Raw genomic sequence first — 24,760 nt, 5'->3', positions numbered from 1 at the left:
GCGACGAAAAGCTTTAAGGCAGGACTTTGGCGGAGAGGATAACTACCGGTTTGGACGGAACATTCTGGTAAGGACCCACATCTTTGGTCGGTACCTGAGAAATTTTTTCAACCACATCCTGACCTTTCACAATCTTACCAAATACGGCATAGCCAAAATCGCGCTGTCCGTGGTCGAGGAAGGCATTATCCGCGACGTTGAGGAAGAACTGGCTGGTCGCACTGTCTTTATCGGCGGTACGGGCCATAGAGATGGTGCCGCGCAGGTTACGCAGGCCATTGTCCGCTTCATTCTTAATCGGCGCGTTGGTCTGCTTCTGCTGCATGTCAGTGGTGAAACCACCCCCCTGCACCATAAAGCCCGGGATCACGCGGTGAAAAATGGTGTTGTTATAAAAACCGTTGTTGACGTAATCAACGAAGTTTTTCACAGAAACCGGCGCTTTTTGGTTATTCAGTTCGAGTTCGATATTGCCGGCGGAGGTGGTGAGCAGAACGTGTGTGTCACCTTTTGCGGCCAGCGCCTGGGCGGAAACGGAAGAGAGGGCTAACAGGGTGATGGCCGCTGTTAAAGTACGTTTAAACATGAAAGATTCCTTACCTGGGAGAGCGGGCACAAAAACGTGATTGATTGTAAAGAGACTCTATTCCAGGAGCCAGCGTTTTACCTATATTTACGCTGTTGCGGTAAATGGGGAGAGCAAACGTTAACCCCCCGCAATTGCGTGACTAAAATCACACATCACATGAAATATGGATCTGTAGTTTCACTGCTTGTTTATTAAGATCACAGTTCCGTTTACACTTTCTGACACTTTTTGGCACCCGGTTCTCAACAGGTTCAGAACATGACAAACCGTAATCGTATTGGCCTCACCTGGATAAGCTTCTTCTCCTACGCGCTGACCGGCGCGCTGGTGATCGTTACCGGCATGGTAATGGGCGATATCGCAAAAGATTTCCAGATCCCCGTCTCCAGCATGAGTAATACCTTCACTTTCCTTAACAGCGGCATTCTGGCTGCGGTTTTCCTGAACGCCTGGCTGATGGTGATTGTGCCACTGAAACGTCAGCTGATTTTCGGCTTCGTCCTGATGGTGCTGGCGATAATCGGGCTGATGACCAGCCGCGATCTGACCGTCTTCTCGCTCTGCATGTTTGTTCTGGGCGTGGTCAGCGGCATTACCATGTCGATCGGTACCTTCCTGATTACCCACATGTATGAAGGCCGTCAGCGTGGTTCACGCCTGCTGTTCACTGACTCCTTCTTCAGCATGGCGGGCACGCTGTTTCCGGTGCTGGCGGGGATTCTGCTGGCGCGTCAGCTGCCGTGGTACTGGGTCTACGTCTGCATCGGCTTTATCTACGTCGCCATCTTCATCATGACGCTGTTTGTTGAGTTCCCGGTGCTGCGTAAGCCTGAAAACAGTCCGACGGTTGAGAAAGAGAAATGGGGTGTGGGCGTGCTGCTGCTGGCTGTCGCGGCACTCTGCTACATTCTGGGCCAGCTCGGCTTTATCTCCTGGGTGCCGGAATATGCCACCAAAGTCATGGGCATGAACATCAATGATGCCGGACAACTGGTGGGTAGCTTCTGGACGGCTTATATGGTCGGTATGTGGGCCTTCAGCTTCCTGCTGCGCTTCTTCGATCTGCAACGCATTCTGATGGTGCTGGCGGGTCTGGCAACCCTGCTGATGTACTGGTTCGTCAGCAGCAGCGATGCCAGCATGCTGAAATGGATCATCATGATTCTTGGCTTCAGCTCAAGTGCTATCTACACCACCATCATCACTCTGGGTTCACTGCAGACCAAAGTGGCTTCACCGAAGCTGGTGAACTTCATTCTGACCTGCGGCACCGTCGGCACCATGCTGACCTTTGTGGTCACGGCGCCTATCGTTGAGAAAAGCGGTGTGCATACCGCACTGGCGACGGCTAATGCGCTCTACGCCGTGGTGTTTGTGATGTGTGCCCTGCTCGGCTTTGTCAGCCGTCATCGTACGCACGGTCACGTCATGCATTAATCCTTCAGGGCGGCGAGCGATCGCCGCCCTGCGGTTTACCGCCGGAAGTCTATGCGCTCCCGCTCCCGCCAGTAAATCTCGCTTTCTGCGGGCTTCGTCTCTGCGACGACGACGCCACGACGCACTGAATAGCGCACAGGAACCTGTCTTCTCACCGCATCAAACCCACTTTCCGCTGGCAGAATAATCAGACTGGCCTCGTTACCGCTCTGAATGCCATAACCTGACAGCTGCATCGTCTTCGCGCTGTTATGCGTAATCAGATCCAGACCCGCATCGATCTGCTCATAGCCCATCAGCTGACAGACATGTAAGCCCATATGCAGCACCTGCAGCATGTTGGCGGTGCCCAGCGGATACCAGGGATCAAACACATCGTCGTGGCCGAAGCAGACGTTAATCTCCGCCTCCAGCATCTCTTTGACCCGCGTTATCCCGCGCCGCTTAGGGTAGGTGTCAAAGCGGCCCTGCAGGTGAATATTGACCAGCGGATTGGCGACAAAGTTAATGCCCGACAGCTTAAGCAGCCGGAACAGCCGTGAGGCGTACGCGCCATTGTAAGAGTGCATCGCGGTAGTATGACTGGCCGTCACGCGTGCGCCGTTGCCATCGCGATGCGCCAGCGCCGCCACGGTTTCCACAAAGCGTGACTGTTCATCGTCGATCTCATCGCAGTGAACATCGATCAGCCGGTCGTAGCGGTCAGCCAGCGCAAAGGTTTTATGCAGCGACTCAACGCCATATTCGCGGGTGAATTCGTAGTGCGGGATCGCACCGACCACATCTGCGCCCAGCCGCAACGCCTCTTCCAGCAACGCTTCGCCGTTGGGATAAGAGAGAATGCCCTCCTGGGGAAACGCGACAATCTGGATGGTAATCCACGGCGCCATCTCCGCTTTCACTTCCAGCATCGCTTTCAGCGCGGTCAGTGACGGGTCTGACACGTCAACGTGGGTGCGGACAAACTGAATGCCGTTGGCAATCTGCCACTTCAGCGTCTGCAACGCCCGCTGTTTTACATCTTCGTGGCTGAGCAGTGCCTTGCGCTCGGCCCAGCGCTCAATCCCTTCAAACAGCGTCCCGGACTGATTCCATGCCGGTTCACCCGCCGTCTGAGTAGTATCCAGATGAATATGTGGCTCAATAAAGGGCGCGCAGGCTAAGCCGCCCTCGCCGTCCAGCGATTGCTCCGGCGGTGAAGGCTGCTGCGGCTGAGCTGAAATTCGGGCAATTTTTCCGTCGGCGATTTCGATTTGCCACAATCCTTCCCGCCAGGGTAAACGCACGTTATTGATCCACTTGGGTGACAGCATGGCTGATTCCTTATCCGATTAACCTGTGGGGTTAAAACTAGCACGATTCATACCACTCACGGCAATGCAGGATATTCAGCAGGTTAGCCCTGACGGATAAACTTAATTAAAATCAACCATATACCTCTTAATGGGTATATGGGGTCGTGGTTGATGTATATCAATAAGCGCCAGAAAGGGCGCGCTATTGTAGCCGCAGATATCGCAAATTTGAGGCAAAAATGAGCAAGCACAATGTCGTCGTTATCGGTAACGGCATGGTCGGCCACCGCTTCATAGAAGAGTTACTTGAGAAAGCGGAACCCAACCTGTTTTCGCTGACCGTCTTTTGTGAAGAACCCCGCGTCGCCTACGATCGTGTCCACCTGTCCGCTTACTTTTCCCATCACACGGCCGACGAGCTGTCGCTGGTTCGTGATGGCTATTACGACAAACATCAGGTCAATCTGCTGCTGGGCGAGCGCGCCATCACCATTAACCGTGATGAGAAGCTCATCCACTCCAGCACCGGTCGTGCGGTTCACTACGACACGCTGATTTTTGCCACCGGCTCTTACCCATGGATCCCGCCGATCAAAGGCGCTGAAGGCAGCGACTGCTTTGTTTACCGCACCATTGAAGATCTCAACGCCATTGAAGCCTGCTCGCGCCGCAGCAAACGCGGTGCGGTGATTGGCGGCGGCCTGCTGGGACTGGAAGCGGCGGGCGCGCTGAAAAATCTGGGTATCGAAACTCACGTCATTGAATTTGCGCCGGTGCTGATGGCAGAACAGCTCGATCAGCAAGGCGGAGAACAGCTGCGGCGCAGGATTGAGCAGATGGGCGTGCGGGTCCACACCGGCAAAAACACCCAGCAGATTGTGCATCACGAGCATGGCGGCAAAACGCTGCAGTTCGCCGACGGCAGTGCGCTGGAGGTGGATTTCATCGTCTTCTCCACCGGCATTCGCCCGCAGGACAAACTGGCGAAGCAGTGTGGATTAACGCTCGGTCAGCGCGGCGGGATCGCCATTGATGACCAGTGCCGCACCAGCGATCCCGCCATTTACGCCATCGGTGAATGCGCCGCCTGGCAGAATCGCGTTTATGGCCTTGTGGCGCCGGGTTACAAAATGGCGCAGGTCGCCAGCGACCATCTGCTGGGCCGCGACAATGCGTTTACCGGCGCAGACATGAGCGCCAGACTCAAGCTGCTGGGTGTGGATGTGGGCGGCATTGGTGATGCGCGAGGCACCACGCCAGGCGCACGCAGCGTGGTCTGGCTGGATGAAAGCAAATCGGTCTACAAGCGCCTGATTATCAGCGAAGATCAGAAAACCCTGCTGGGTGCGGTGCTGGTGGGCGACACCAGCGACTATGGCAACCTGCTGCAGCTGGCGCTGAATGCCATTCCGCTGCCAGCTAATCCGGAAGCGCTGATTCTGCCTGCGGGCAGCGGGGATAAACCCGCCATCGGCGTCGACTCCCTGCCCGATAGCGCGCAAATCTGCTCCTGCTTCGACGTCAACAAAGGCGACATCGTCAAAGCGGTTCAGGGTGGCTGTCACACCGTGGCCGCGCTGAAAAGCACGACCCGTGCAGGCACCGGCTGCGGTGGCTGTATTCCGCTGATCACCCAGGTACTGAACAGCGAACTCAGCCGTCAGGGCATTGAGGTCAATAACCATCTCTGCGCCCACTTCGCCTGGTCACGTCAGGAGCTGTATCACCTGATTCAGGTGGAGGAGATCAAAACCTTTGATGAACTGCTGGCCCGCTATGGTCAGGGTTACGGCTGCGAAGTGTGCAAGCCGACAGTGGGCTCCCTGCTTGCCTCCTGCTGGAATGAGTATGTGCTCAAGCCGCAGCACGCGCCGTTGCAGGACAGCAATGACCTCTATCTGGGGAATATTCAGAAAGATGGCACCTATTCGGTGATCCCGCGCTCGCCCGGCGGTGAAATCACGCCTCAGGGCCTGAAAGTGATTGGCGAGATCGCCGAACGCTATCAGCTCTACACCAAAATCACCGGCTCTCAGCGCATCGGCCTGTTTGGCGCGCAGAAAGACGATTTGCCCGCAATCTGGTCACAGCTGATCGCTGCCGGATTTGAAACCGGCCAGGCCTACGCTAAGGCGCTGCGCATGGCGAAAACCTGCGTCGGCAGCGCCTGGTGCCGTTTCGGCGTGGGCGACAGCCTGGGCTTCGGCGTGATGCTGGAGAACCGCTACAAAGGCATCCGTACGCCGCACAAGATGAAATTTGGCGTCTCCGGCTGTACCCGAGAATGTGCGGAGGCTCAGGGCAAAGATGTCGGCATTATCGCCACCGAAAAAGGCTGGAACCTCTACGTCTGCGGCAATGGCGGCATGAAACCGCGTCATGGCGATCTGCTGGCGGCCGATCTCGATCAGCAGACGCTCATCACCTGTCTCGACCGCTTCATGATGTTCTATATCCGCACCGCCGACCGCCTGCAGCGCACCTCGCTGTGGCTGGAGAGCCTGGAAGGCGGCATCGACTACCTGCGCAGCGTGATCGTGGATGACAAACTCGGCATCAACAGCCAGATGGAGCAACAACTGGCCGCGCTGCGCGCCAGCGTCAGCTGTGAATGGCAGGCCACGCTGGAAGATAAAGAGCACCTGACGCGCTTCGCCCACTTTATCAACTCGCCGCAGCGTGACCCTGCTGTGCAATGGGTGGCAGAGCGCGACCAGCATCGCCCGGCACGCCCCGAAGAGCGCATTGCCGTAACGCAGATTGAGGAGACCGAATCATGAGCCAGTGGAATCCGGTGTGCCCGCTGACGCAGATCCTGCCCGCCACGGGCGTCTGCGCGCTGGTCAAAGGCCAGCAGGTGGCGATCTTCCGTCCACGCGACGATGAGCAGCTGTATGCGATCAGCAATATCGATCCGTTTGCCGATGCCAGCGTGCTGTCACGCGGCATTATCGCCGAACATCAGGATGCGCTCTGGGTGGCCAGCCCGCTGAAAAAGCAGCATTTTCGCCTCAGCGATGGCTACTGCATGGAGGATGAAACGCGCTCCGTGGCGGCCTGGCCGGTGCGGGTTAATGCCGGACAGGTGGAAGTCTGCCTGTAACGCCCCTCAACAGCCCGCCTGCGCGGGCTTTTTTAAGGACCTCTGATGGACTACTTCCCCTTATTCTGCCGCCTGCAGGGCCGACGCTGTCTGCTGGTCGGCGCGGGTGACGTGGCTGAGCGGAAAGCGCGCCTGCTGCTGGAGGCCGGCGCTGAGCTGTGGGTCGGTGCCCCTGTGTTTTCCCCCACCTTCCGGGAATGGGCGCAGCAGAAAGCCATCACGCTGCTGCCAGGGCCTTTCGATCCCGAATGGCTGACCGGCTGCTGGCTGGTGGTCGCCGCCACCAGTGATGACGCGGTCAATCAGCAGGTGGCAGAGGCGGCCGAAACACAGCAGATCTTCTGCAATCTGGTGGATGCGCCGCAGGCGGCCAGCGCGATTATGCCGTCGATCGTCGACCGCTCCCCGCTGATGGTCGCCGTCTCTTCGGGTGGACGCGCGCCGGTGCTGGCGCGTCTGTTGCGGGAGAGGCTGGAGGCGATACTGCCGCAGCATCTCGGCCAGCTGGCGCAGCGGGCAGGCACGCTGCGCGATCGGGTGAAAAAGCAGTTCGGCTCCCTCAATGCCCGTCGCCACTTCTGGGAGCGCTTCTTTAGCAGCGAGCGGCTGGCTCAGACGCTGGCTAACGGCGACAGTGAACGCGCGGAGCAGATTACCGACGCGCTGTTTAACGCAGATATCTCCAGTCAGGGGGAAGTGGCGCTGGTGGGTGCCGGTCCGGGTGATGCCGGATTACTTACCCTGAAAGGCCTGCAGCATATTCAGCAGGCGGACGTCATTGTCTATGACCGGCTGGTCTCCGATGAGATCCTGAATCTGGTGCGCCGCGATGCTGAACGCATCTTTGTCGGCAAGCGCGCCGGACATCACTGCGTGCCGCAGGATGAGATCAACCAGCTGCTCTGCGAACAGGCGCAGCGCGGAAAACGCGTGGTGCGGCTGAAAGGCGGCGATCCCTTTATCTTTGGTCGCGGCGGTGAAGAGCTGGAGGCGCTGGCGCAGTTGCAGATTCCCTTCAGCGTAGTGCCGGGGATCACGGCCGCGTCGGGCTGTGCGGCCTACAGCGGTATTCCCCTGACCCACCGCGATCATGCGCAGAGCGTCAGGCTGGTTACCGGACATCTGCAGAAAACGGGCACGCTCGCCTGGCAGACGCTGGCGGCGGAACAGCAGACGCTGGTGTTTTATATGGGGCTGGCGCAGGCCGGAGAGATTCAGCAGCAGTTGATAAAGCATGGAATGCGCCGCGATATGCCGGTGGCGCTGGTGGAGAACGGCACCAGTACGCGTCAGCGGGTAGTGACCGGGACACTGGACGAGCTGGAAGCGTTAGCCGGACAGGTGATCAGCCCCAGCCTGATGATCATCGGCAGCGTGGTGAGTCTGCGCGCCAGCCTGCGCTGGTTCTGAATCGGCCAATAAAAACGGCGGGCACACTGCCCGCCGTCCTGTTTGTCTGTTCAGCCATTACGGCATCGCGACAAAGCCTACCGCCTCATAAACCTTCTTCAGCGTTTCCTGCGCCTGTGCGCGTGCTTTCGCCGCGCCATCACGCATCACCTGCTCCAGCAGGGCTTCATCGTTGCGGAAGCTGTGATAACGCTCCTGCAGCTCAGAGAGCATGCCCGACACGGCATCGGCTACGGCGCCTTTCAGGTGGCCATACATCTTGCCTTCGAACTCCTGCTCCAGCTCGGCAATGGTTTTACCCGTCACGCCCGACAGAATATCCAGCAGGTTAGAGACGCCCGCTTTTTCTTTTATGTCGTAGCGCACCACTGGCGGCTCTTCTGAATCGGTCACGGCGCGTTTGATCTTCTTCACGACCGCTTTCGGATCTTCCAGCAGGCCGATGACGTTGTTGCGGTTATCGTCTGACTTGGACATCTTTTTGGTCGGTTCCAGCAGCGACATCACACGCGCGCCAGACTTCGGAATGAACGGCTCTGGCACCCGGAAGATATCGCCATAGATCGCATTGAAGCGATGCGCGATATCGCGGCTCAGCTCCAGATGCTGCTTCTGATCTTCACCCACCGGCACCTGATTGGTCTGATAAAGCAGAATGTCCGCTGCCATCAGCACCGGATAGTCGAACAGACCGGCGTTGATGTTCTCTTCGTAACGCGCTGATTTATCCTTGAACTGCGTCATACGGCTCAGTTCACCGAAATAGGCGTAGCAGTTCAGGATCCAGCTCAGCTGCGTGTGCTCTGGCACATGCGACTGAACAAAGATGGTGCTTTTTTGCGGGTCGATACCACAGGCCAGATAGAGCGCCAGCGTGTCCAGCGTCGCTTTACGCAGTGCAGCAGGATCCTGACGCACGGTGATCGCGTGCAGATCAACGATGCAGTAAATGCAGTGAAAATCATCCTGCATCTGCACCCACTGACGCAGCGCTCCCATATAGTTGCCAATGGTCAGTTCGCCGGACGGCTGTGCGCCGCTGAAAACGATGGGTTTCATACTTAAGTCCTGATATTTACAGCCCCAGTGTGGGCAAAAGTTCGTCGAAAGAGTCGAGGGTTAAATCGGGCTGGCTGGTCGCAATCGGCTCGCCATAGTTATAGCCAAAGGTCATACCGACATTGGGAACGCCTGCCGCCTGCGCCGCCTGGATATCATTGCGTGAGTCACCAACAAACAGCAACTCTTTCGGCAATACGCCGAAGGTGCCCAGCACCATAAAGATCGCCGCAGGGTGCGGTTTTTTAACCGGCACATCGTCGCCACCAATAATCAGTGAAAACGCATCGGAAATGCCCAGTGATTCCAGCAGCGGTGCCACAAACGGCGTCGGCTTGTTGGTCACAATCGCCATCGGCAGCCCGGAAGCCTTTAACGCATCCAGCGTCTGCTTAACCTGCGGAAACAGCGTACTGCCTACATCCACGGTATCGGCGTAATGCCGGTCAAACAGCGCCCGCGCATCACGCTGTTCTTCCGGCTGCGGCTCGCGGCCCAGCGCGAAGGTCAGCGCACGGGCCATCATGATATCCGCGCCGTTGCCAATCCAGGTTGAGACACGCTCAAGGCCCGCCTGCGGCAGACTGAGATCCTTCAGGGTGCGATCAATTGCCTCGGCAAGGCCTGGCGCGCTGTCAACCAGCGTGCCATCCAGATCAAACGCCAGCGCCCGAATATCAGTGAAACGAGCCATTGGCTTTCTCCAGTTCATTGCGCATATCGTCGATCACTTTTTTATAGTCAGGGTGACCGAAGATGGCGGAACCGGCGACAAACATGTCGGCACCTGCGGCCGCAATCTGGCCAATGTTATCAATCTTCACGCCGCCATCGACTTCAAGACGAATGTTGTAACCGCTCTGATCGATACGTCTGCGCGCTTCACGCAGTTTATCCAGGGTGCCAGGGATAAACGACTGACCACCAAAACCAGGGTTCACAGACATCAGCAGAATGATATCCAGCTTATCCATGACGTAATCGAGGTAGCTCAGCGGGGTCGCCGGGTTAAACACCAGGCCCGCTTTACAGCCGTGCTCTTTAATCAGTTGCAGGGTGCGGTCAACGTGTAAGCTGGCTTCGGGATGAAAGGTGATGTAGGTAGCACCGGCTTTGGCGAACTCCGGGATCAGCGCATCTACCGGCTTCACCATCAGATGCACATCGATGGGGGCGGTGATGCCATAGTCGCGCAGGGCTTTCAGCACCATCGGACCCATGGTCAGATTAGGGACGTAGTGGTTATCCATCACGTCGAAGTGAACCACGTCACCTCCGGCCGCCAGCGCTTTGGCTGTGTCTTCGCCCAGACGGGCAAAGTCCGCCGAAAGGATTGAAGGGGCCAGCAAATATTGTTTCATCCGATTCTCCCACTGTTGTGCGCCAGCACTTAGGCTGGCGTAATGCGTTGGTCGCGGACGAAACAGACTAGCGATAAAGTGCCAGCAGTTCGTCGACCTTGGTGCGACCGGCTATGCTCCGGCTGATAGAACGCCGGGCTTTGACCACATGTAACACTGCATCCTGATACCATAAACGCGTCAGTGCAGTGTCGTGGTTAGAAATCAGTACCGGAATCCGGTGCTCCGACGAAGCCAGCTGTGCCGCTAACGCCGCCAGATTCTCCTGCTCACGCAGGCTGAAGCTGTTGGTGTGATAAGCCGTGAAGTTGGCCGTTGCCGACAGCGGTGCATAAGGCGGATCGCAATAGACCACCGAGCCTTTGCCCGCGTTGGTCAGGGTAACATCGTACGATTCACAGACAAACGTCGCTTTTTGCGCGCGCTCGGCAAACCATAACAGTTCTGCTTCCGGAAAGTAGGGTTTGCGATAGCGGCCAAACGGCACGTTGAACTCACCACGCAGGTTATAGCGGCAGAGGCCGTTGTAACAGTGACGGTTCAGATAGAGGAACAGCAGCGCGCGCTGGTAGGCGTCGGTGCTGGTGTTGAATTCGGTGCGCCGCTGGTAATAACAGATTTCATTGTTACCTTCCGGCGTAAACAGCAGTTGCGCGTCCCGGATAAAATCCGCCGTGCGCGTTTTGACAATGTTGTAGAGATTGATCAGGTCACTGTTGATATCTGCCAGATGGTAGCGATCAAATTCAGTGTTCAGAAACACCGAACCCGCACCAACAAATGGCTCGACCAGACAGTCGCCTTGCGGCAGATGACGATGGATCTCTTCTACTAAGGGAAATTTTCCCCCTGCCCATTTCAGGAAAGCGCGATTTTTTTTCATGCTGTCGTGGTTATTACATCTTCTTGTGAGGCTGTGGCTGGACCGACAGCAGATCTGCGCTTAAAACGGGGCCAGAGACTGGCCCCACATCCGCTATTGGCTGGCTTCTTTCTTCACCTGGCTTACTGGTTTAACCCATGGGTTCTTCGCGCGCACTTCCGCAGGCAGCGACGCGACAGCGCGTTTGGCATCCGCCGGTGTGGCATAAGAGCCACTCACCAGCACATACCATGGCTGACCGTTACGGGTGGTTTTGTAGACGTGATACCCATTCAGATTCTGTTGTTTCGCCCAGGCATTCAGGCTTTCCGCCTTCGATGCACCGCTCAGCTGCAGCGTATAGCTGCCGCCTGGCACGGATCTGCTGGCTGAACTGCTGCCTGACGCCGCCGTGGCCGGCGCAGAACTGGCTGGCGAATGGGCTGGCGTGGTGTGCGTTTTGCTGTCACGGGTTGCCGGCTTCGAGGCCGTCTTATGCGATGAATCGTGCGCCGGACGGGCAGAAGCACTGGACTTGTTCAGCGTCTGACGTGAAGGTGCCGCGACAGGATTGGCGGCCGTTCCGGCATTACCGCTGACAGTTGCTGGCGCCGTCGGCAGTGAACTGCCACCCTGCGTTCCCATCGCGGCATTATCGACCTGCTGCTGCTGATTCGTCAGCGCGCTGTTCAGATCGCCCGGCAGCGTGACACGCTGCTGATTCGCTGGCGCGTCAACCGGCGCGGCCTGCGTAGGCGTTGACGCCACAGGCGGCATTGAGACGTCGCGCTGCGGATTAGAGGCAGCATCACCGCTGGTGGCCGCATTATTGTCGCTGGTGGCTGGCGTGGTCTGACCGGCTGACGGAGGAGTCTGTCCACCTGACATGGAAGAGGAGCCGCCTAGGTCGATATTCTTCTCGCTGCCGGAACCGCTGTTGGTAGCAGGGGTCGTGCCTGCAGTAGCAGGTTTTTTCTCGTCCGGGCCATTCAGCGCCGAACCAATCCCCAGTACCAGTAACAGCAGAACCAGGATCCCGACGCCCATCATGATGCGCTGGCGCGAAACCGGTGCTTTGGCCGCGGTAGACGACTTACGAGGGCGCGAGGGACGGCGGTCGCTGGCGTCAGGTTTTAACTCGTCTTCCGGTTTAAACTCATCCATTTTGGCTCCTCCGTAAAGCGGCATTCCGCACTGCGCACCCTGCGCGCCGCGTCACCACTCAACTGCTTAATCTCAGGGTTGCTGACAATCGTTAATTGCAGCCAGCACCATATCATGTGCCACGCCACCACGCACTTCAGAGCGGCCAATCGACAGCGGCAGTATCAGCCGCAGTTCGCCCGCCAGAACTTTCTTATCGCGCATCATGTGCGGCAGATACATCTCCGCGCTCATCGCCTGCGGCCCATGCACCGGTAAACCGGCACGACGGAACAGGGCAATAATGCGGTCGGTCTCATCCGCCCGGAACTGCCCCAGACGTTCAGCCGTGCGCGCGGCCATCACCATGCCCGCCGCAATCGCTTCACCGTGCAGCCAGTTGCCGTAGCCCATGTGCGCTTCAATCGCATGACCAAAAGTATGGCCCAGATTAAGCAAGGCCCGCTGACCGTTTTCACGCTCATCGGCCGCTACAACCTCGGCTTTCAGTTCACAACAGCGACGAATGCAGTACGACAGCGCCTGTTCATCCAGCGCCAGCAGAGCATCAAGATTCTGCTCCAGCCACTGGAAAAACGCACCGTCGAGGATGATGCCGTACTTAATGACTTCCGCCAGACCAGACGCCAGTTCGCGCGCGGGCAGCGTCTTCAGACAGGCCGTATCAATCACCACCGACGCGGGTTGATAAAACGCGCCGATCATGTTTTTGCCCAGCGGATGGTTAACGGCCGTTTTACCGCCAACCGAAGAATCAACCTGCGACAGTAAGGTGGTCGGTACCTGGATAAAGCGTACGCCACGCTGATAACTGGCCGCAGCAAAACCGGTAAGATCGCCAATGACGCCGCCGCCTAAGGCGACAAGCGTCGTATCACGACCATGCGGCTTTTGCAGGAGTGCGGTAAAAACCTGATCCATCACGGCCAGCGTCTTATATTGCTCGCCGTCGGGTAAGATCACCTGATCCACTTTTACACCTGCCGCCGTCAGTCGCGCTGTCAGCGGGTCAAGATAGAGCGGAGCCAGCGTCTGGTTAGTCACCACCATGGCGTTTTCGCCCGCAGTTAGCGGCCAAAAAGAAGCCGGATCGTTAAACAGTCCGGCGGCGATAGTGATGGGGTAACTGCGTTCCCCCAGTGAGACGGTGATCTTCTCCATGATGCTCGATACCTGTTAAAGAGCCTTCGAACGTTGGATCAACTTTTTTCCAACATGTGGATAATCTGATTCGCCACCACTTTCGCACTCTGATCATCTGTGCGAATGGTTACATCGGCGATCTCTTCGTAGAGCGGGTTACGTTCGCCAGCCAGCGCTTCGAGCACTTCGCGCGGCGGTGAATCCACCTGCAGCAACGGACGTTTTTTGTCACGTTGAGTGCGCGCCAGTTGCTTCTCGATGGTGGTTTCAAGATAAACCACAACACCGCGGGCGGAGAGACGATTACGCGTTTCCCGGGATTTGACGGAACCACCGCCTGTCGCCAGGACGATGCCTTGCTTCTCGGTCAGTTCGTTAATGATTTTTTCTTCGCGATCGCGAAAGCCAGCTTCGCCTTCGACATCAAAAACCCAGCCCACATCCGCTCCGGTGCGTCGCTCAATTTCCTGATCGGAATCGAAGAACTCCATGTTGAGTTGCTGAGCCAACTGACGGCCAATAGTGCTTTTGCCGGCACCCATCGGCCCAACCAGAAAGATATTGCGTTTCTCTGCCATTTTGTCGGTATTACTAAGAATTCGTTAATGATACCCCGCGTTCAGCATTTGCTGGCGGGACAGGAACTGAGACCTCATGAGCGTTAGCAAGAGTCAGATGAAAAATTATCTCAACACTCAAGGCTGTTTGGCAACCGATTATATTGCCTTCAGCACATCCATTTCTGAATTGGCCTGTGTTCGCGAAACTGTAACGCGCCAGCGCTGCGTCTTTACAACGCTGCTTACAGAGGAGTTTTCTGATCTGTTTGCCGGAATTTAACCAGCATAGACGGTTACACCGTATTGAAAATCGCTAAACCTTGTAAGCTAATTCCTCTCCTGCGTCAACGCAGATGGCCTTAAGGGACGCATTTTCCGTTTTATCCAGCCGTAAGCGCTGCTTCCCTGACCAATCGCGGCGTAATGAAGATTACCAGCTCTCTTTTTTTGCGCTGCTCCGTTTGCTGACGAAACAACCCGCCAATCAGTGGCACATTTCCCAGCAGCGGCACCTTATTTGCGCCACGACTACGCTGCTGCTGAAAGATACCGCCTAATGCCAGAGTTTGCCCGTCACTGACCGTGACCTGAGTCTCAATTTCCTGTTTATCAATGGATAATATGTCGCTATTACCGGTTCTGATGCTGCGACCCGGCATATTCTGACTGATATGGATTTTCAGCTGGATGCGACCATTGCCGGAAATGGTCGGTGTCACCTCCATGCCCAGCACGGCTTCTTTGAACTCAATACTGGTGGCACCGCTGTTTCCTGCTGACACTTCATAAGGGATTTCAGTGCCCTGCTTAATCGAGGCGGTCTGCTGATGTGAGGTAAAAAGACGTGGACTGGCGATGATGTCGATCTGGTTCTCCTGCTCCAGCGCACTTAACTCCAGATCCAGAAGCTGGCCGCCGATACGCGCCAGCGCCATACCCACGCTGACGCCCGGTGAACTGACCGCCAGCGGAATATCCAGCCGGGGATGATGCAGGATATCCGTCACTGCGGCATCCCCCGCCTGCAATCCCCATTTCACGCCCAGTTCCTGCAGATGCTCTTCGCTGATGGTGACGATGTGCGCCGACAGCTCAATCTGCTCCAGTGGCAGGTCCAGCGCCCGTATCCAGCGTTCCGTCTCTTCCAAAGCCGCCGCCGTATCGCGCAGCAACAGAGCGTTGGTGCGTTTATCGACCGTCACGCTGCCGCGCTCAGTCATCAGCGACTGTCGTTCCCTCAGCAGGCTGGCATGCACCTCACTGGCACTGGCATAGCGCACTATCACGACGCGCTGCTGCAATGGCGTCTGCTGTAACCGCTCCTGCTGCTCCGCTTCCCGTGCCTGCTGCTGAGCCTGCTGCCAGCTCTCCGGATAGACCAGCAGGACATTATCCTGTTCTATCAGCGTCAGCTTTGCCATGCGCGCCACCAAATCCAGCGCCTGATGCCACGGCAGGTTATCCAGCCGCAGCGATAACGAACCTTCAACCTCTGGCGCAATCATCAGATTGATCTGCTGATAGTCTGCCAGCGCCTGTAAAATACGTTCTACCGGCGCATTATCAAATGTCAGGCTGAGCGGTTCTTCATCAGCGGCGTGTACCGGCAGCAGACAGCTGATGACCAGCAGCAGGGTGGCTATCCTTATCATGCGAACGTCCTTTTAAATAAAATGCGGTCTGTTGTGCGGTGCAGCTATCCGGCACCGCGAAGGTGATGCTACGGCGGGTCATATCAGCGGGTTGCCAGGGCGATACGGGAAAGGGCTTGCCGGTGCGGGCGATGACGCTCTCTCCCTGCGGACTCAGCAGCCAGGCATGGAAATGCGCCTCACGACCAATGATCCCCTGCAGACGCCAGCCTTTGAGCGGTTCCACCAACGCCTCACAAACTGAACCGGCAACCGGCCGGAACGGATCACGCGCCAGCACACCGCCACAGCACAGCAGTAAAATCAGCAGGCTATGGCGCATCGTCAGGCTCCAGCCAGAGTTGAGCGATCAGGAACTGCGGCTGCGCCAGCAGCTGAAAGTGCACCGGAAACGGCGCGGAGGCATCGGCGAGCTCGGCAAAAAGCGACTGAAACGCCGGCCACTGCAGATGCAGCGTCAGCAGGCGGGAAGACGCATCCGGCTGCCACTCCTCCAGCTGGTTACGGCGTGCCGCCAGAATCGCCTCCACTGCGCGGCCCGATGCGCCCGATGCAGGTCTGGCGATCTGTATCGACTGCAGTTGCGCCTGCAACTGCGCATTATCCGGGTTCTGACGCCACTGCTGCTGGCGCTGCGCCAGAGTGCGACTCCACTGCAACAGGGCCTGCTGTTCCCCGGTCAGCGCCTGCTGCTGTGGCCGTAACCACAAAAGCCAGGAGAGCAGCAACAGGCCGGATAAGAGAGCGGCGAGTAAGCCGTAGCGCGGAAGAGCAGCCATCTGCCACCAGCGTTCCCAGCACTCATTCATCAGCGACCTCCTGAACTTCGGCCCGCAGTGAAAAACGATAACTGCCACCCGCCTGACGTTTAACCCCGCCCTGCTTCACCTGACCAAACAGGGCGACGGTGGTTAACTGCTGGCGGAACTGCCGCACCGACGCCATATCCTGCGCCAGCCCCTCCAGGGTCAGCCGGTTGTCGCGCTTCTCCAGCCGGATCAGCCAGGCGGTATCGGGTAGCAGCGCCGGTAAATCGAGCCAGAACTGGTGCCAGGCTGCCAGTTGTGCCACCTGCTGGCGCTGCTTTGCCTGTTGCTTTTGTGCGACCGCCAGCTGTGTCAGTAACTGCTTCTGCCGGGCTAACTCTTGTCCCAGCGTGGCCAGCGCCTGCTGCTTCACCCTGCCCGCCTGCGCCACCTGCTGACGCGCCTGATGAATTCGCCCTGTCTGCTGCATCACTACCAGTAACAGAGCAGCCAGCATCAGTGACATGACCATCAGGCTCTGCCGCCGCTGCTGTTGCCGACGGCGCTGCCGCCAGGGCAGCAGATTGACCGCCACCATCAGGCATCTCCATCGCGCAGGGCCAGACCGGCAGCCAGCGCAAAGGCCCCCGGATTCTCCGGCAGGGGCGGCTGCTTATAACGAAAGAGATCAAAAGGGGAAAACGCGATGACGTCAGCGGGCAGTGCACACTCATCTGCTGTACACCAGGCAACTGAACGGGCGTCGGGGAAGGCCTGCTGTTGCAGTGCCTCAAGGGTGGTGGCTTCACCGCTGTCCGTTGCAGTGTCCGTATCGCTCCAGAGCCAGCGATTATCCTGCTGCAGGACCAGCACCGTACCCTCCTGCAGTGCGGCCTGCCGGGCTAAGCGCTTCAGCGCTTCGGTAGTCAGTTCGAATACCTGCGGCTTTAATCCCGCCTTCAACAGCGGTGCTGCCCACTGGTCGATAATCTCCAGCCGCGCGGCCGTGACGCAAAGCTGGCCGCTCTGTGCATCCGGCCGGTAGTCCAGCGCCAGCGCCGTCGGCTCCAGCGGAAAGAGACGGCGCGCGGCCGCCTGCACGTAGTGCCCCAGCGCGGGTTCATTGAGTGACTGCGCAGGCAGAGGAAGCTGGCGCTGCAGCACCAGCCGCGCGGGCAGTGCGACCCGCAGTGAGTAACGACGAGGTAACCGCTGACGCCAGGCCATTAAGGCCGCCAGTAATTCAGGCGAAGATTGCAGCACGCCGTTTCTTAACGTATCTTGCGGCAGCCGCTGCTGCCACCAGTGGCGTAGCTGCCAGCCATCACGACGAGGCTGGAGGGCCAGGGCACAAATCTGCCTATTCTGAATATCCAGCCCAATTTGCCAGGTATGAAAAGCCATGCGCGCGATCTCCTTATCGTCCGGGAAAGATGGACATATCAAAGCGTCTGGCTTGCCTTTATACTACCGCGCGGTTGTTTATAAACTGCTCAAACGACAACAGATGGGAAATTCCAGGTGAAGTTCGTAAAGTATCTCTTGATCCTTACAGTGTGTTGCATCCTGTTGGGAGCTGGCTCGATTTATGGTTTATACAAATACATAGAGCCACAGCTGCCCGACGTGAACACGCTGAAAGATGTGCGTCTGCAAACCCCTATGCAGGTTTACAGCGCCGATGGCGATTTAATCGCCCAGTATGGCGAAATGCGCCGTATCCCTTTGACTCTGCAGCAAGTGCCACCTGTGATGGTGAAAGCGTTTATTGCGACCGAAGACAGCCGTTTTTATGAGCACCATGGTGTGGATCCGGTGGGTATTTTCCGTGCGGCCAGCATTGCGCTGGTCTCCGGTCATGCCTCGCAGGGTGCCAGTACCATCACTCAGCAGCTGGCCCGAAACTTCTTCCTGAGTCCGGAACGCACCCTGATGCGTAAGATAAAGGAAGCGTTCCTGGCGATCCGCATTGAGCAGTTGCTGAATAAAGATGAAATCCTTGAGCTCTACCTGAATAAGATCTACCTGGGCTACCGCGCTTATGGCGTCGGTGCCGCCTCACAGGTCTATTTTGGTAAGCCGGTTGACCAGCTGTCGCTGAGTGAGATGGCGATGATTGCCGGTCTGCCGAAAGCGCCGTCCACCTTTAACCCGCTGTACTCGCCGAGTCGTGCCCTGTCGCGCCGTAACGTCGTACTGGCGCGTATGCTGGATCAGCATTACATCACGCAGCAGCAGTATGACGAAGCCCGTAATACGCCGCTGGTGGCGAAGTATCACGGTCCGGAAATCGCCTTCTCTGCCCCTTATCTCAGCGAGATGGTGCGTCAGGAGATGGTGAAGCGCTACGGCGACAATGCCTACACCGACGGTTACAAGGTCTACACCACGGTGACCCGCCGCCTGCAGGAAGCCGCACAGACCTCCGTGCGCAATAACGTTATGGCCTACGATATGCGTCATGGCTATCGCGGCCCGACCAGCGTCCTGTGGAAAGTGGGTGAACCGGCCTGGGATCAGACGAAGATTGAGAAAGCGCTGAAGGTGCTGCCGGTCTATGGTCCGCTCCATCCGGCCGTGGTTACTGAAGCGCGCAGCGATGAAGCGACCGTGATGATGCAGGATGGCAGCAATGTGTCGCTGGCTTTAGCCGGTGTGCGCTGGGCGCGTCCTTATAAGTCTGACACCGTGCAGGGCCCGACGCCGAAAAGCGTGACGCAGGTTCTGCAGGCTGGCCAGCAGATCTGGGTGCGCAAAGTCGGAGACGAATGGTGGCTGGGTCAGGTGCCGGATGTGAACTCGGCGCTGGTCTCACTGGATCCGAATGATGGTGCGGTACGCGCGCTGGTGGGCGGTTTCGCCTTTAACCAGAGCATGTTTAACCGTGCGACCCAGGCGTTGCGCCAGGTCGGTTCTAACATCAAACCTTTCCTCTATACCGCCGCTATGGATCGCGGGCTGACGCTCGCCTCTATCCTGAACGACGTGCCGATTTCACGCTGGGATGCGGGTGCCGGTGCGGACTGGCGTCCGAAGAACTCACCGCCTACTTACGATGGTCCGATTCGTCTGCGTCAGGGATTAGGTCAGTCGAAAAACGTGGTGATGGTGCGTGCGATGCGTGCGATGGGCGTGGATTACGCCGCAGAGTATCTGCAGCGCTTTGGTTTCCCGGCGCAGAACATTGTTCACACCGAGTCGCTGGCACTGGGTGCAGCCTCATTCACACCGTTACAGGTGGTGCGTGGCTACTCCGTGATGGCGAATGGCGGCTTCCTGGTCGATCCTTACTTCATTAAGAAAATTGAGAACGAACAGGGCGGCACCGTCTTTGAAGAGAAACCGAAGATCGCCTGTCCGCAGTGTAATCTGCCGGTGATCTACGGCGAGACCAAAAAAGCGCTGGCGCTTAATGAAGAGAGCGTCGAGAACGTGGCCGCCTCAAATACCAACCAGAATCAGGCGGTTCCTCAGCCTGAACTGGAGCAGGTTCCGGCGCAGGCACAACAGGGTGATCAGCAGTACGCCCCCCACGTGATCAACACCCCGCTCAGCTTCCTGATCAGGAGTGCGCTGAACAGTAACATCTTCGGCGAACCGGGCTGGATGGGAACCGGCTGGCGTGCCGGGCGTGACCTCAAGCGTAATGATATCGGCGGCAAAACCGGTACCACCAACAGCTCGAAAGATGCCTGGTTCTCAGGTTACGGCCCTGGCGTGGTGACCTCTGTCTGGATCGGCTTTGATGATGCGCGCCGCAATCTGGGCCGCAGCACGCTTTCCGGTGCGATTCCCGATCAGATTTCGGGCTATGAAGGCGGCGCGAAGAGTGCGCAACCGGCATGGGATGAATATATGAAGAGCGCGCTGGACGGTGTTCCGGTGCAGCCGTTAACGCCACCGGATGGCGTGGTGACGGTGACCATCGATCGCAGCACCGGCAAGCTGGCAAATGGCGGAGGGAATACCCGTCAGGAATACTTCATCAATGGCACCCAGCCAACCGAATATTCGGTTCATGATGTGGGTACGACCATTATGGATAACGGCGAGAGTCACGAGTTGTTCTGATGTAATGTCAGTCATTGCACAATAAAAAAGGCCGACATCAGTCGGCCTTTTTTATTCAGTGACGCATCAGTAATTCAGTCGTCCCTGCTTCACCAGCCATTCGCGCGCCATAAATAGCGCACTGACATTGCGCGCCTCACGGAAATCGGGTTCTTCCAGCAGCGACAGCATATCGCTCAGCGGCCAGCGGTGGATAATCAGCGGCTCCGGCTCATCGCCTTCCAGCTTTTCGGCGTAGAGACCTTCCGCTATCACAATATTCATTTTGCTGGAAAAGTAAGAGGGCGCCATGGTGAGCTTGCCCAGCGTAGTCAACTGGTCAGCACCAAAACCGACCTCTTCTTTTAATTCGCGAACCGCCGCTTCATTCACGGTTTCACCTGAATCGATCAGCCCTTTCGGGAAACCAAGTTCATAGGTTTCCAGTCCGACGGCGTATTCCTGAATCAGGATCAGATGGTCATCAATAATCGGCACAATCATCACCGCTTCACGCTCTGAGGGCTTCATCCGCTCATAGACGCGATGCGCACCATTGCTGAAAGCCAGATCGACCGATTCAATGGTGAATAACCGTGAACGTGCCACGGCGGTGATATTGAGGATGTCAGGTTTTTTTGGAATTTTCATATCAGCCTCAAATTATTCTGCGCCGGCTATCAGTAGCGAATTAGCATACCTAACCACAGGCAATTGTGCGACAGTCAGACAGTGACGTTATCGTTGCACAAATTAAAGCGATTGAATAACAGCCTTTGGTTATCAGTTAAGACTAAATTTGCATTAGTCAATATGCTGCGATAAGTTTCAGATAATACCGATATTTAATCCAGTCTGTGCCGGTTACCATTCGGACAAGGCAGGGTTTAACAAATGCCAATCAGATATACGCTGGCACTATTTCATCGGGTGTCTGACTCCTCAGGGTTATATAATCTTCCGGATTGCCTCTTTTATAGTGAGCATAACCGAAAGCGAAAGTTTAAAGTTAAGGCAGCATTTTGGCTGAATTGAGCAGAGCATGAGCACAATCTTGATGATCCTGGCCATAGTGCTGACCTGTTCAATCCTGGCAGGCATGGGGTTCTGGTACGCTATGCGGCATCGTCCGCCGTTGGCGAAACCGCTGCCATTCATCAGTCCGCCCTGCCGTAAGCTTTCTGCGCAGGAGCGTGAGGCTGTCGATAAGTATGTCGCCGCGCTGGAAAAACAACTGCGTACCCCGGTGACTGCCGATAAGCGAAGCGCGTCTGAACGTCTGACGCTGACGGCGCAGAGCAACAATGTCTATCCGGTTACCCGCGCGATTACCCGCTACGGCCTCTCCACAGACGATCCCCATAAATGGCGCTACTATCTGGATGAAGTTGAAGTTCATCTGCCGCCGCTGTGGGAGCAGTACATCACCGACGAAAACTACGTCGAGTTAATCCGCACCCAATCTATTCCGCTGGTCATCTCGCTGAACGGCCACTCGCTGGTGGATTACGCCGTGGATCAGCAATCACTGCCGACGCTGATGCGTCCGGTGTCGACCAATGCCTCTATCCGCAAAGCGGAAACCGAAAACGTTGAACTGCTGCAGGTGCGTAAAGAGACCGCGGAAGAGTATCGCCTGTCGCGGCCCGACGGCACGCGTGAAGCGGTGATGATCTCCCTGGCTTTCTTACTCTTCTTCTTCAGTCTGTTAGTGCCCACCACGCTGATGATCTGGCTGGTGCTGACCGGTACCGTCATGATTGGCGCCAGCCTGTGGCTGCTCTATCGCATTCCCGGTGAACGTGGCCTGCGTGACATACACTGCCTGCGCGGCGCGCCAAAGCGCTGGGGCCTGTTCAGCGAATCGAACCAGGAGCAGAGCAACATCACGCTCGGGATTATCGACCTCGCCTATCCGCCGCACTGGCAGCCCTATGTGGCGCACGATCTCGGGCAGGTAACCGATGTCGAAATCTACCTCAACCGTCAGGTCGTGCGTCAGGGTCGCTTCCTGTCGCTGCAGGATGAAGTCAAAAACTTCCCTATTCAGCGCTGGCGTAAAAACGTGGTGCTGGCCTGTGGTTCGCTGATGGTGCTGATTATGCTTGTCACCTGGATCCCGCTCAGCATGCCGATCAAGCTCAGTCTGGCCTGGGCCAGGGGCACCGACAGCCTGGAAGTCAGCAGTGTCGATAAACTCAGCAGCGTAGCGCTGAACATTGGCGACAATCTCAAGGTGAGCGGGACCGGCATGTGTTCGGTGCCGGACAACTACCAGAGCAACCGCAGCTACGCCTATATGCCGTTCGACTGCTCGGCGGTTTACTGGAATAACGCCACGCCGTTACCGCAGCCGCAGTCAGACATTATTGATAAAGCCTCGGCGCTGCTGGAGACCACCACAAAGCAGCTGCATCCGGAAACCAATACCGACCCTAAACTGAACCCGCAGCTGGCGTCCGCGATTCAGAAGTCCGGCATGATCCTGCTGGATGACTTCTCAGACCTGGTGATGAAAACGCAGGATCTCTGCAATCAGCCCCAGGATTGTATGCGCCTGAAAAATGCGCTGGTAAACCTGGGCAACGCCAAAGACTGGGAAGCGCTGATGCGCCGCGCAGATTCCGGCCAGTTAAACGGCATGAACGTGCTGCTGCGCCCGGTGAGTGCCGAAGCGCTGGAAAACCTGGTCAATACCGCCACCTCGACCTTCTTCTTCCGTGAAACCCGTCGTGCGGCAGAAAATCTTAACAGCCCGCCGCCTGGGGGATTCCTGATTGTCAGCGACGAAGGTCGCCAGCTGGTGAATCAGCCGCAGCCCACCGTGTCACTGTTTGATCTCGACCCGCCTTCTCAGTGGCGCGAGCTGCAACGTATCTCCGCCATGCTGCTGCATACGCCTTTCAGCGCCAGCGGCATCATCACCGGCATTTCAACCGATGCCAACGGCACGCGTCATATCGTGCTGCACAATGAGCCGGATGCCATGGCGCAGTGGCGCTATCTCGGCACCGTCCTGCTGCTGCTGGTACTGCTCACCTGCGCTGTCATCAACGGGTTACTGGCGCTGCGCCGTATGCACCGTAATCGCCAGCGCATGATCGATATCCAGCAATACTACGAGAAGTGCTTCAACCATAACCTCGGCACTTTGCAGGGTGTGCGCTCGATATTCTGACCCCTGCCCTTCTGTGCTACCCTGTCGCCCGGTTTTTTTTTACAGGGTGAACCTGGATGCTCAACTGGTCTGAGATTGATACCGTGCTGCTCGACATGGATGGCACGCTGCTGGATTTGGCGTTTGATCGTCACTTCTGGCTGGAACATGTGCCTGAAGAGCTCAGCCAGCAACGCGGCATCAGCCGGGCGGATGCCGACGCAATCATCGCGGAAAAGTATCAGGCCGTCGCCCATACGCTAAACTGGTATTGTCTGGATTACTGGGCAGACGCACTGGCGCTGGATATCCGTGCCATGACGCTGGCGATGCGCAGCCGTGTCGCGCTGCGTGACGATACGCTGCCTTTTTTGCAGGCGCTGCGCCGCGCGGGCAAGTCCACCATCCTGCTGACCAACGCGCATCCTTATAATCTGGACGTCAAACTGGCGCAGACAGGTTTAGCGCCACACCTTGATTTATTACTTTCCACCCATACCTTTGGGTATCCGAAAGAAGACCAACGTTTATGGCAGGCGGTACAACAGCACACGGGCTTTTCTGCGCCGCGCACGCTGTTTATCGATGATAGCGAAGTGATTCTGGATGCTGCAAAGCTATGGGGCATCGGCTGGTGCTTAGGCGTAAAGAACCCCGATTCGGGGCGTCCTGAGCAAATCTTTCAGCGTCACCGCGCCACCGGCGATTACCGGACGCTGATCTGAGTCAGGAGCAGCAATGAAAGAGAAAAGCAGCGAAGAGGTTCGCCTCGACAAGTGGCTGTGGGCCGCGCGCTTCTACAAAACCCGGGCGATTGCGCGGGAGATGATTGAAGGCGGCAAAGTCCATTATAACGGCCAGCGCAGCAAGCCTGGCAAAGTGGTGGAGCTGAATGCGGAACTGACACTGCGTCAGGGCAACGATGAACGCACCGTGATCGTCGCGGACATCAGCGCGCAGCGCCGTCCCGCCAGCGAGGCCCAGCAGCTCTATCGCGAAACCGATGCCAGCATTGAAAAACGCGAAAAAATGGCGCAGGCGCGCAAAATGAATGCGCTGACTATGCCCCATCCCGATCGGCGACCTGACAAAAAAGAGCGTCGCGATTTGATGAAGTTTAAATTATCGGGCGATGAATAACGCCGTCTTTGCTGACGCACCATCACCCCGTT

24 protein-coding genes are annotated in these 24,760 nt (G+C 57.2%); 9 read left to right on the top strand and 15 right to left on the bottom strand.

Annotated elements, in window-relative coordinates:
- Positions 1-13 precede the first annotated feature (13 nt).
- Positions 14-586, bottom strand: a complete 573-nt coding sequence (ppiA, locus tag PU624_RS05745; protein WP_003852970.1) for a peptidylprolyl isomerase A — start codon at positions 584-586, stop codon at positions 14-16.
- A gap of 261 nt (positions 587-847) precedes the next feature.
- Here ppiA and tsgA point away from each other — a divergent pair, with 261 nt between their 5' ends.
- On the top strand, positions 848-2,026 hold the full coding sequence (tsgA, locus tag PU624_RS05740) for an MFS transporter TsgA (protein ID WP_283546919.1): 1,179 nt from the start codon (positions 848-850) through the stop codon (positions 2,024-2,026).
- Between the two features lie 35 nt (positions 2,027-2,061).
- Here the strand turns inward: tsgA and PU624_RS05735 are convergent, their stop codons facing one another.
- The gene (locus PU624_RS05735) at positions 2,062-3,339 is read right to left on the bottom strand and encodes a cytosine deaminase (protein WP_283546918.1); all 1,278 of its coding nucleotides are present in this window, start codon (positions 3,337-3,339) and stop codon (positions 2,062-2,064) included.
- Positions 3,340-3,560: 221 nt separating this feature from the next.
- Here PU624_RS05735 and nirB point away from each other — a divergent pair, with 221 nt between their 5' ends.
- From nirB to cysG, 3 genes are read left to right on the top strand one after another with little or no spacing between them, the layout of a single operon-like run.
- Positions 3,561-6,101: a nitrite reductase large subunit NirB gene (nirB, locus tag PU624_RS05730; protein WP_283546917.1), complete on the top strand. Its 2,541-nt coding sequence runs from the start codon at positions 3,561-3,563 to the stop codon at positions 6,099-6,101.
- Positions 6,098-6,424: a nitrite reductase small subunit NirD gene (gene nirD, locus PU624_RS05725; RefSeq protein WP_013359274.1), complete on the top strand. Its 327-nt coding sequence runs from the start codon at positions 6,098-6,100 to the stop codon at positions 6,422-6,424. The genes nirB and nirD overlap by 4 nt, the downstream gene beginning before the upstream one ends.
- 45 nt (positions 6,425-6,469) lie before the next feature.
- Entirely contained in the window at positions 6,470-7,834 is a 1,365-nt protein-coding gene (gene cysG / locus PU624_RS05720) for a siroheme synthase CysG (RefSeq protein ID WP_283546916.1), read from the top strand.
- A 57-nt stretch (positions 7,835-7,891) separates the two neighbouring features.
- On the opposite strand, the gene trpS is transcribed toward cysG, so the two are convergent.
- The 7 genes from trpS to aroK all read right to left on the bottom strand — a co-directional run bounded on the left by trpS (position 7,892) and on the right by aroK (position 14,001).
- Entirely contained in the window at positions 7,892-8,893 is a 1,002-nt protein-coding gene (gene trpS, locus PU624_RS05715) for a tryptophan--tRNA ligase (protein ID WP_013359276.1), read from the bottom strand.
- A 16-nt stretch (positions 8,894-8,909) separates the two neighbouring features.
- Positions 8,910-9,587 (bottom strand): phosphoglycolate phosphatase, encoded by a 678-nt coding sequence (locus PU624_RS05710; RefSeq protein WP_283546915.1) that lies wholly within the window; start codon positions 9,585-9,587, stop codon positions 8,910-8,912.
- The gene (gene rpe, locus PU624_RS05705; RefSeq protein WP_136196877.1) at positions 9,571-10,254 is read right to left on the bottom strand and encodes a ribulose-phosphate 3-epimerase; all 684 of its coding nucleotides are present in this window, start codon (positions 10,252-10,254) and stop codon (positions 9,571-9,573) included. The genes PU624_RS05710 and rpe overlap by 17 nt, the downstream gene beginning before the upstream one ends.
- Positions 10,255-10,321: 67 nt before the next feature.
- Positions 10,322-11,137: an adenine-specific DNA-methyltransferase gene (gene dam / locus PU624_RS05700; RefSeq protein WP_283546914.1), complete on the bottom strand. Its 816-nt coding sequence runs from the start codon at positions 11,135-11,137 to the stop codon at positions 10,322-10,324.
- Positions 11,138-11,230: 93 nt separating this feature from the next.
- The gene (locus PU624_RS05695; RefSeq protein ID WP_283546913.1) at positions 11,231-12,280 is read right to left on the bottom strand and encodes an SPOR domain-containing protein; all 1,050 of its coding nucleotides are present in this window, start codon (positions 12,278-12,280) and stop codon (positions 11,231-11,233) included.
- Between the two features lie 72 nt (positions 12,281-12,352).
- Positions 12,353-13,441 (bottom strand): 3-dehydroquinate synthase, encoded by a 1,089-nt coding sequence (aroB, locus tag PU624_RS05690; RefSeq protein WP_283546912.1) that lies wholly within the window; start codon positions 13,439-13,441, stop codon positions 12,353-12,355.
- A 38-nt stretch (positions 13,442-13,479) separates the two neighbouring features.
- Entirely contained in the window at positions 13,480-14,001 is a 522-nt protein-coding gene (aroK, locus tag PU624_RS05685; protein ID WP_003852989.1) for a shikimate kinase AroK, read from the bottom strand.
- A 97-nt stretch (positions 14,002-14,098) separates the two neighbouring features.
- On the opposite strand from aroK, the gene PU624_RS05680 reads away from it, so the two are divergent.
- Positions 14,099-14,263 (top strand): hypothetical protein, encoded by a 165-nt coding sequence (locus PU624_RS05680; protein ID WP_283546911.1) that lies wholly within the window; start codon positions 14,099-14,101, stop codon positions 14,261-14,263.
- 100 nt (positions 14,264-14,363) lie between these two features.
- Here PU624_RS05680 and hofQ read toward each other — a convergent pair whose 3' ends face one another.
- The 5 genes from hofQ to pilM are packed head-to-tail and all read right to left on the bottom strand — an operon-like array spanning position 14,364 to position 17,785.
- On the bottom strand, positions 14,364-15,635 hold the full coding sequence (gene hofQ / locus PU624_RS05675) for a DNA uptake porin HofQ (RefSeq protein ID WP_283546910.1): 1,272 nt from the start codon (positions 15,633-15,635) through the stop codon (positions 14,364-14,366).
- Entirely contained in the window at positions 15,574-15,957 is a 384-nt protein-coding gene (locus PU624_RS05670; protein ID WP_283546909.1) for a DUF2531 domain-containing protein, read from the bottom strand. The genes hofQ and PU624_RS05670 overlap by 62 nt, the downstream gene beginning before the upstream one ends.
- Entirely contained in the window at positions 15,947-16,444 is a 498-nt protein-coding gene (locus PU624_RS05665; RefSeq protein WP_283546908.1) for a HofO family protein, read from the bottom strand. The genes PU624_RS05670 and PU624_RS05665 overlap by 11 nt, the downstream gene beginning before the upstream one ends.
- The gene (locus tag PU624_RS05660; protein WP_283546907.1) at positions 16,437-16,979 is read right to left on the bottom strand and encodes a PilN domain-containing protein; all 543 of its coding nucleotides are present in this window, start codon (positions 16,977-16,979) and stop codon (positions 16,437-16,439) included. The genes PU624_RS05665 and PU624_RS05660 overlap by 8 nt, the downstream gene beginning before the upstream one ends.
- Positions 16,979-17,785, bottom strand: a complete 807-nt coding sequence (pilM, locus tag PU624_RS05655) for a type IV pilus biogenesis protein PilM (protein ID WP_283546906.1) — start codon at positions 17,783-17,785, stop codon at positions 16,979-16,981. The genes PU624_RS05660 and pilM overlap by 1 nt, the downstream gene beginning before the upstream one ends.
- 117 nt (positions 17,786-17,902) lie before the next feature.
- On the opposite strand from pilM, the gene mrcA reads away from it, so the two are divergent.
- On the top strand, positions 17,903-20,452 hold the full coding sequence (mrcA, locus tag PU624_RS05650) for a peptidoglycan glycosyltransferase/peptidoglycan DD-transpeptidase MrcA (RefSeq protein WP_283546905.1): 2,550 nt from the start codon (positions 17,903-17,905) through the stop codon (positions 20,450-20,452).
- Positions 20,453-20,518: 66 nt separating this feature from the next.
- On the opposite strand, the gene nudE is transcribed toward mrcA, so the two are convergent.
- Positions 20,519-21,082 carry an ADP compounds hydrolase NudE gene (gene nudE / locus PU624_RS05645; RefSeq protein ID WP_283546904.1) on the bottom strand — a complete coding sequence of 188 codons (564 nt, stop codon included), beginning with the start codon at positions 21,080-21,082 and terminating at the stop codon, positions 20,519-20,521.
- Between the two features lie 391 nt (positions 21,083-21,473).
- Here nudE and PU624_RS05640 point away from each other — a divergent pair, with 391 nt between their 5' ends.
- Genes PU624_RS05640 through hslR form a run of 3 tightly spaced genes read left to right on the top strand, consistent with a single transcriptional unit; the run spans position 21,474 to position 24,728 of the window.
- On the top strand, positions 21,474-23,609 hold the full coding sequence (locus PU624_RS05640; protein ID WP_283546903.1) for an intracellular growth attenuator family protein: 2,136 nt from the start codon (positions 21,474-21,476) through the stop codon (positions 23,607-23,609).
- A gap of 56 nt (positions 23,610-23,665) precedes the next feature.
- Positions 23,666-24,313, top strand: coding sequence for a GMP/IMP nucleotidase (yrfG, locus tag PU624_RS05635; RefSeq protein ID WP_283546902.1), 648 nt, complete (start codon positions 23,666-23,668; stop codon positions 24,311-24,313).
- 13 nt (positions 24,314-24,326) lie between these two features.
- On the top strand, positions 24,327-24,728 hold the full coding sequence (gene hslR / locus PU624_RS05630; RefSeq protein WP_179898836.1) for a ribosome-associated heat shock protein Hsp15: 402 nt from the start codon (positions 24,327-24,329) through the stop codon (positions 24,726-24,728).
- Positions 24,729-24,760: the final 32 nt, after the last annotated feature.

Source organism: Pantoea sp. Lij88 (assembly GCF_030062155.1).
Taxonomy (GTDB): domain Bacteria; phylum Pseudomonadota; class Gammaproteobacteria; order Enterobacterales; family Enterobacteriaceae; genus Pantoea.
This window is presented reverse-complemented; position numbering and strand designations above follow the sequence as displayed.

Excerpts from the sequence above, each read along its gene's own strand:
- ppiA (WP_003852970.1), bottom strand. The coding sequence starts at position 586 with ATGTTTAAACGTACTTTAACAGCGGCCATCACCCTGTTAGCCCTCTCT.
- tsgA (WP_283546919.1), top strand. The coding sequence starts at position 848 with ATGACAAACCGTAATCGTATTGGCCTCACCTGGATAAGCTTCTTCTCC.
- PU624_RS05735 (WP_283546918.1), bottom strand. The coding sequence starts at position 3,339 with ATGCTGTCACCCAAGTGGATCAATAACGTGCGTTTACCCTGGCGGGAA.
- nirB (WP_283546917.1), top strand. The coding sequence starts at position 3,561 with ATGAGCAAGCACAATGTCGTCGTTATCGGTAACGGCATGGTCGGCCAC.
- nirD (WP_013359274.1), top strand. The coding sequence starts at position 6,098 with ATGAGCCAGTGGAATCCGGTGTGCCCGCTGACGCAGATCCTGCCCGCC.
- cysG (WP_283546916.1), top strand. The coding sequence starts at position 6,470 with ATGGACTACTTCCCCTTATTCTGCCGCCTGCAGGGCCGACGCTGTCTG.
- trpS (WP_013359276.1), bottom strand. The coding sequence starts at position 8,893 with ATGAAACCCATCGTTTTCAGCGGCGCACAGCCGTCCGGCGAACTGACC.
- PU624_RS05710 (WP_283546915.1), bottom strand. The coding sequence starts at position 9,587 with ATGGCTCGTTTCACTGATATTCGGGCGCTGGCGTTTGATCTGGATGGC.
- rpe (WP_136196877.1), bottom strand. The coding sequence starts at position 10,254 with ATGAAACAATATTTGCTGGCCCCTTCAATCCTTTCGGCGGACTTTGCC.
- dam (WP_283546914.1), bottom strand. The coding sequence starts at position 11,137 with ATGAAAAAAAATCGCGCTTTCCTGAAATGGGCAGGGGGAAAATTTCCC.
- PU624_RS05695 (WP_283546913.1), bottom strand. The coding sequence starts at position 12,280 with ATGGATGAGTTTAAACCGGAAGACGAGTTAAAACCTGACGCCAGCGAC.
- aroB (WP_283546912.1), bottom strand. The coding sequence starts at position 13,441 with ATGGAGAAGATCACCGTCTCACTGGGGGAACGCAGTTACCCCATCACT.
- aroK (WP_003852989.1), bottom strand. The coding sequence starts at position 14,001 with ATGGCAGAGAAACGCAATATCTTTCTGGTTGGGCCGATGGGTGCCGGC.
- PU624_RS05680 (WP_283546911.1), top strand. The coding sequence starts at position 14,099 with ATGAAAAATTATCTCAACACTCAAGGCTGTTTGGCAACCGATTATATT.
- hofQ (WP_283546910.1), bottom strand. The coding sequence starts at position 15,635 with ATGATAAGGATAGCCACCCTGCTGCTGGTCATCAGCTGTCTGCTGCCG.
- PU624_RS05670 (WP_283546909.1), bottom strand. The coding sequence starts at position 15,957 with ATGCGCCATAGCCTGCTGATTTTACTGCTGTGCTGTGGCGGTGTGCTG.
- PU624_RS05665 (WP_283546908.1), bottom strand. The coding sequence starts at position 16,444 with ATGAATGAGTGCTGGGAACGCTGGTGGCAGATGGCTGCTCTTCCGCGC.
- PU624_RS05660 (WP_283546907.1), bottom strand. The coding sequence starts at position 16,979 with ATGGTGGCGGTCAATCTGCTGCCCTGGCGGCAGCGCCGTCGGCAACAG.
- pilM (WP_283546906.1), bottom strand. The coding sequence starts at position 17,785 with ATGGCTTTTCATACCTGGCAAATTGGGCTGGATATTCAGAATAGGCAG.
- nudE (WP_283546904.1), bottom strand. The coding sequence starts at position 21,082 with ATGAAAATTCCAAAAAAACCTGACATCCTCAATATCACCGCCGTGGCA.
- PU624_RS05640 (WP_283546903.1), top strand. The coding sequence starts at position 21,474 with ATGAGCACAATCTTGATGATCCTGGCCATAGTGCTGACCTGTTCAATC.
- yrfG (WP_283546902.1), top strand. The coding sequence starts at position 23,666 with ATGCTCAACTGGTCTGAGATTGATACCGTGCTGCTCGACATGGATGGC.
- hslR (WP_179898836.1), top strand. The coding sequence starts at position 24,327 with ATGAAAGAGAAAAGCAGCGAAGAGGTTCGCCTCGACAAGTGGCTGTGG.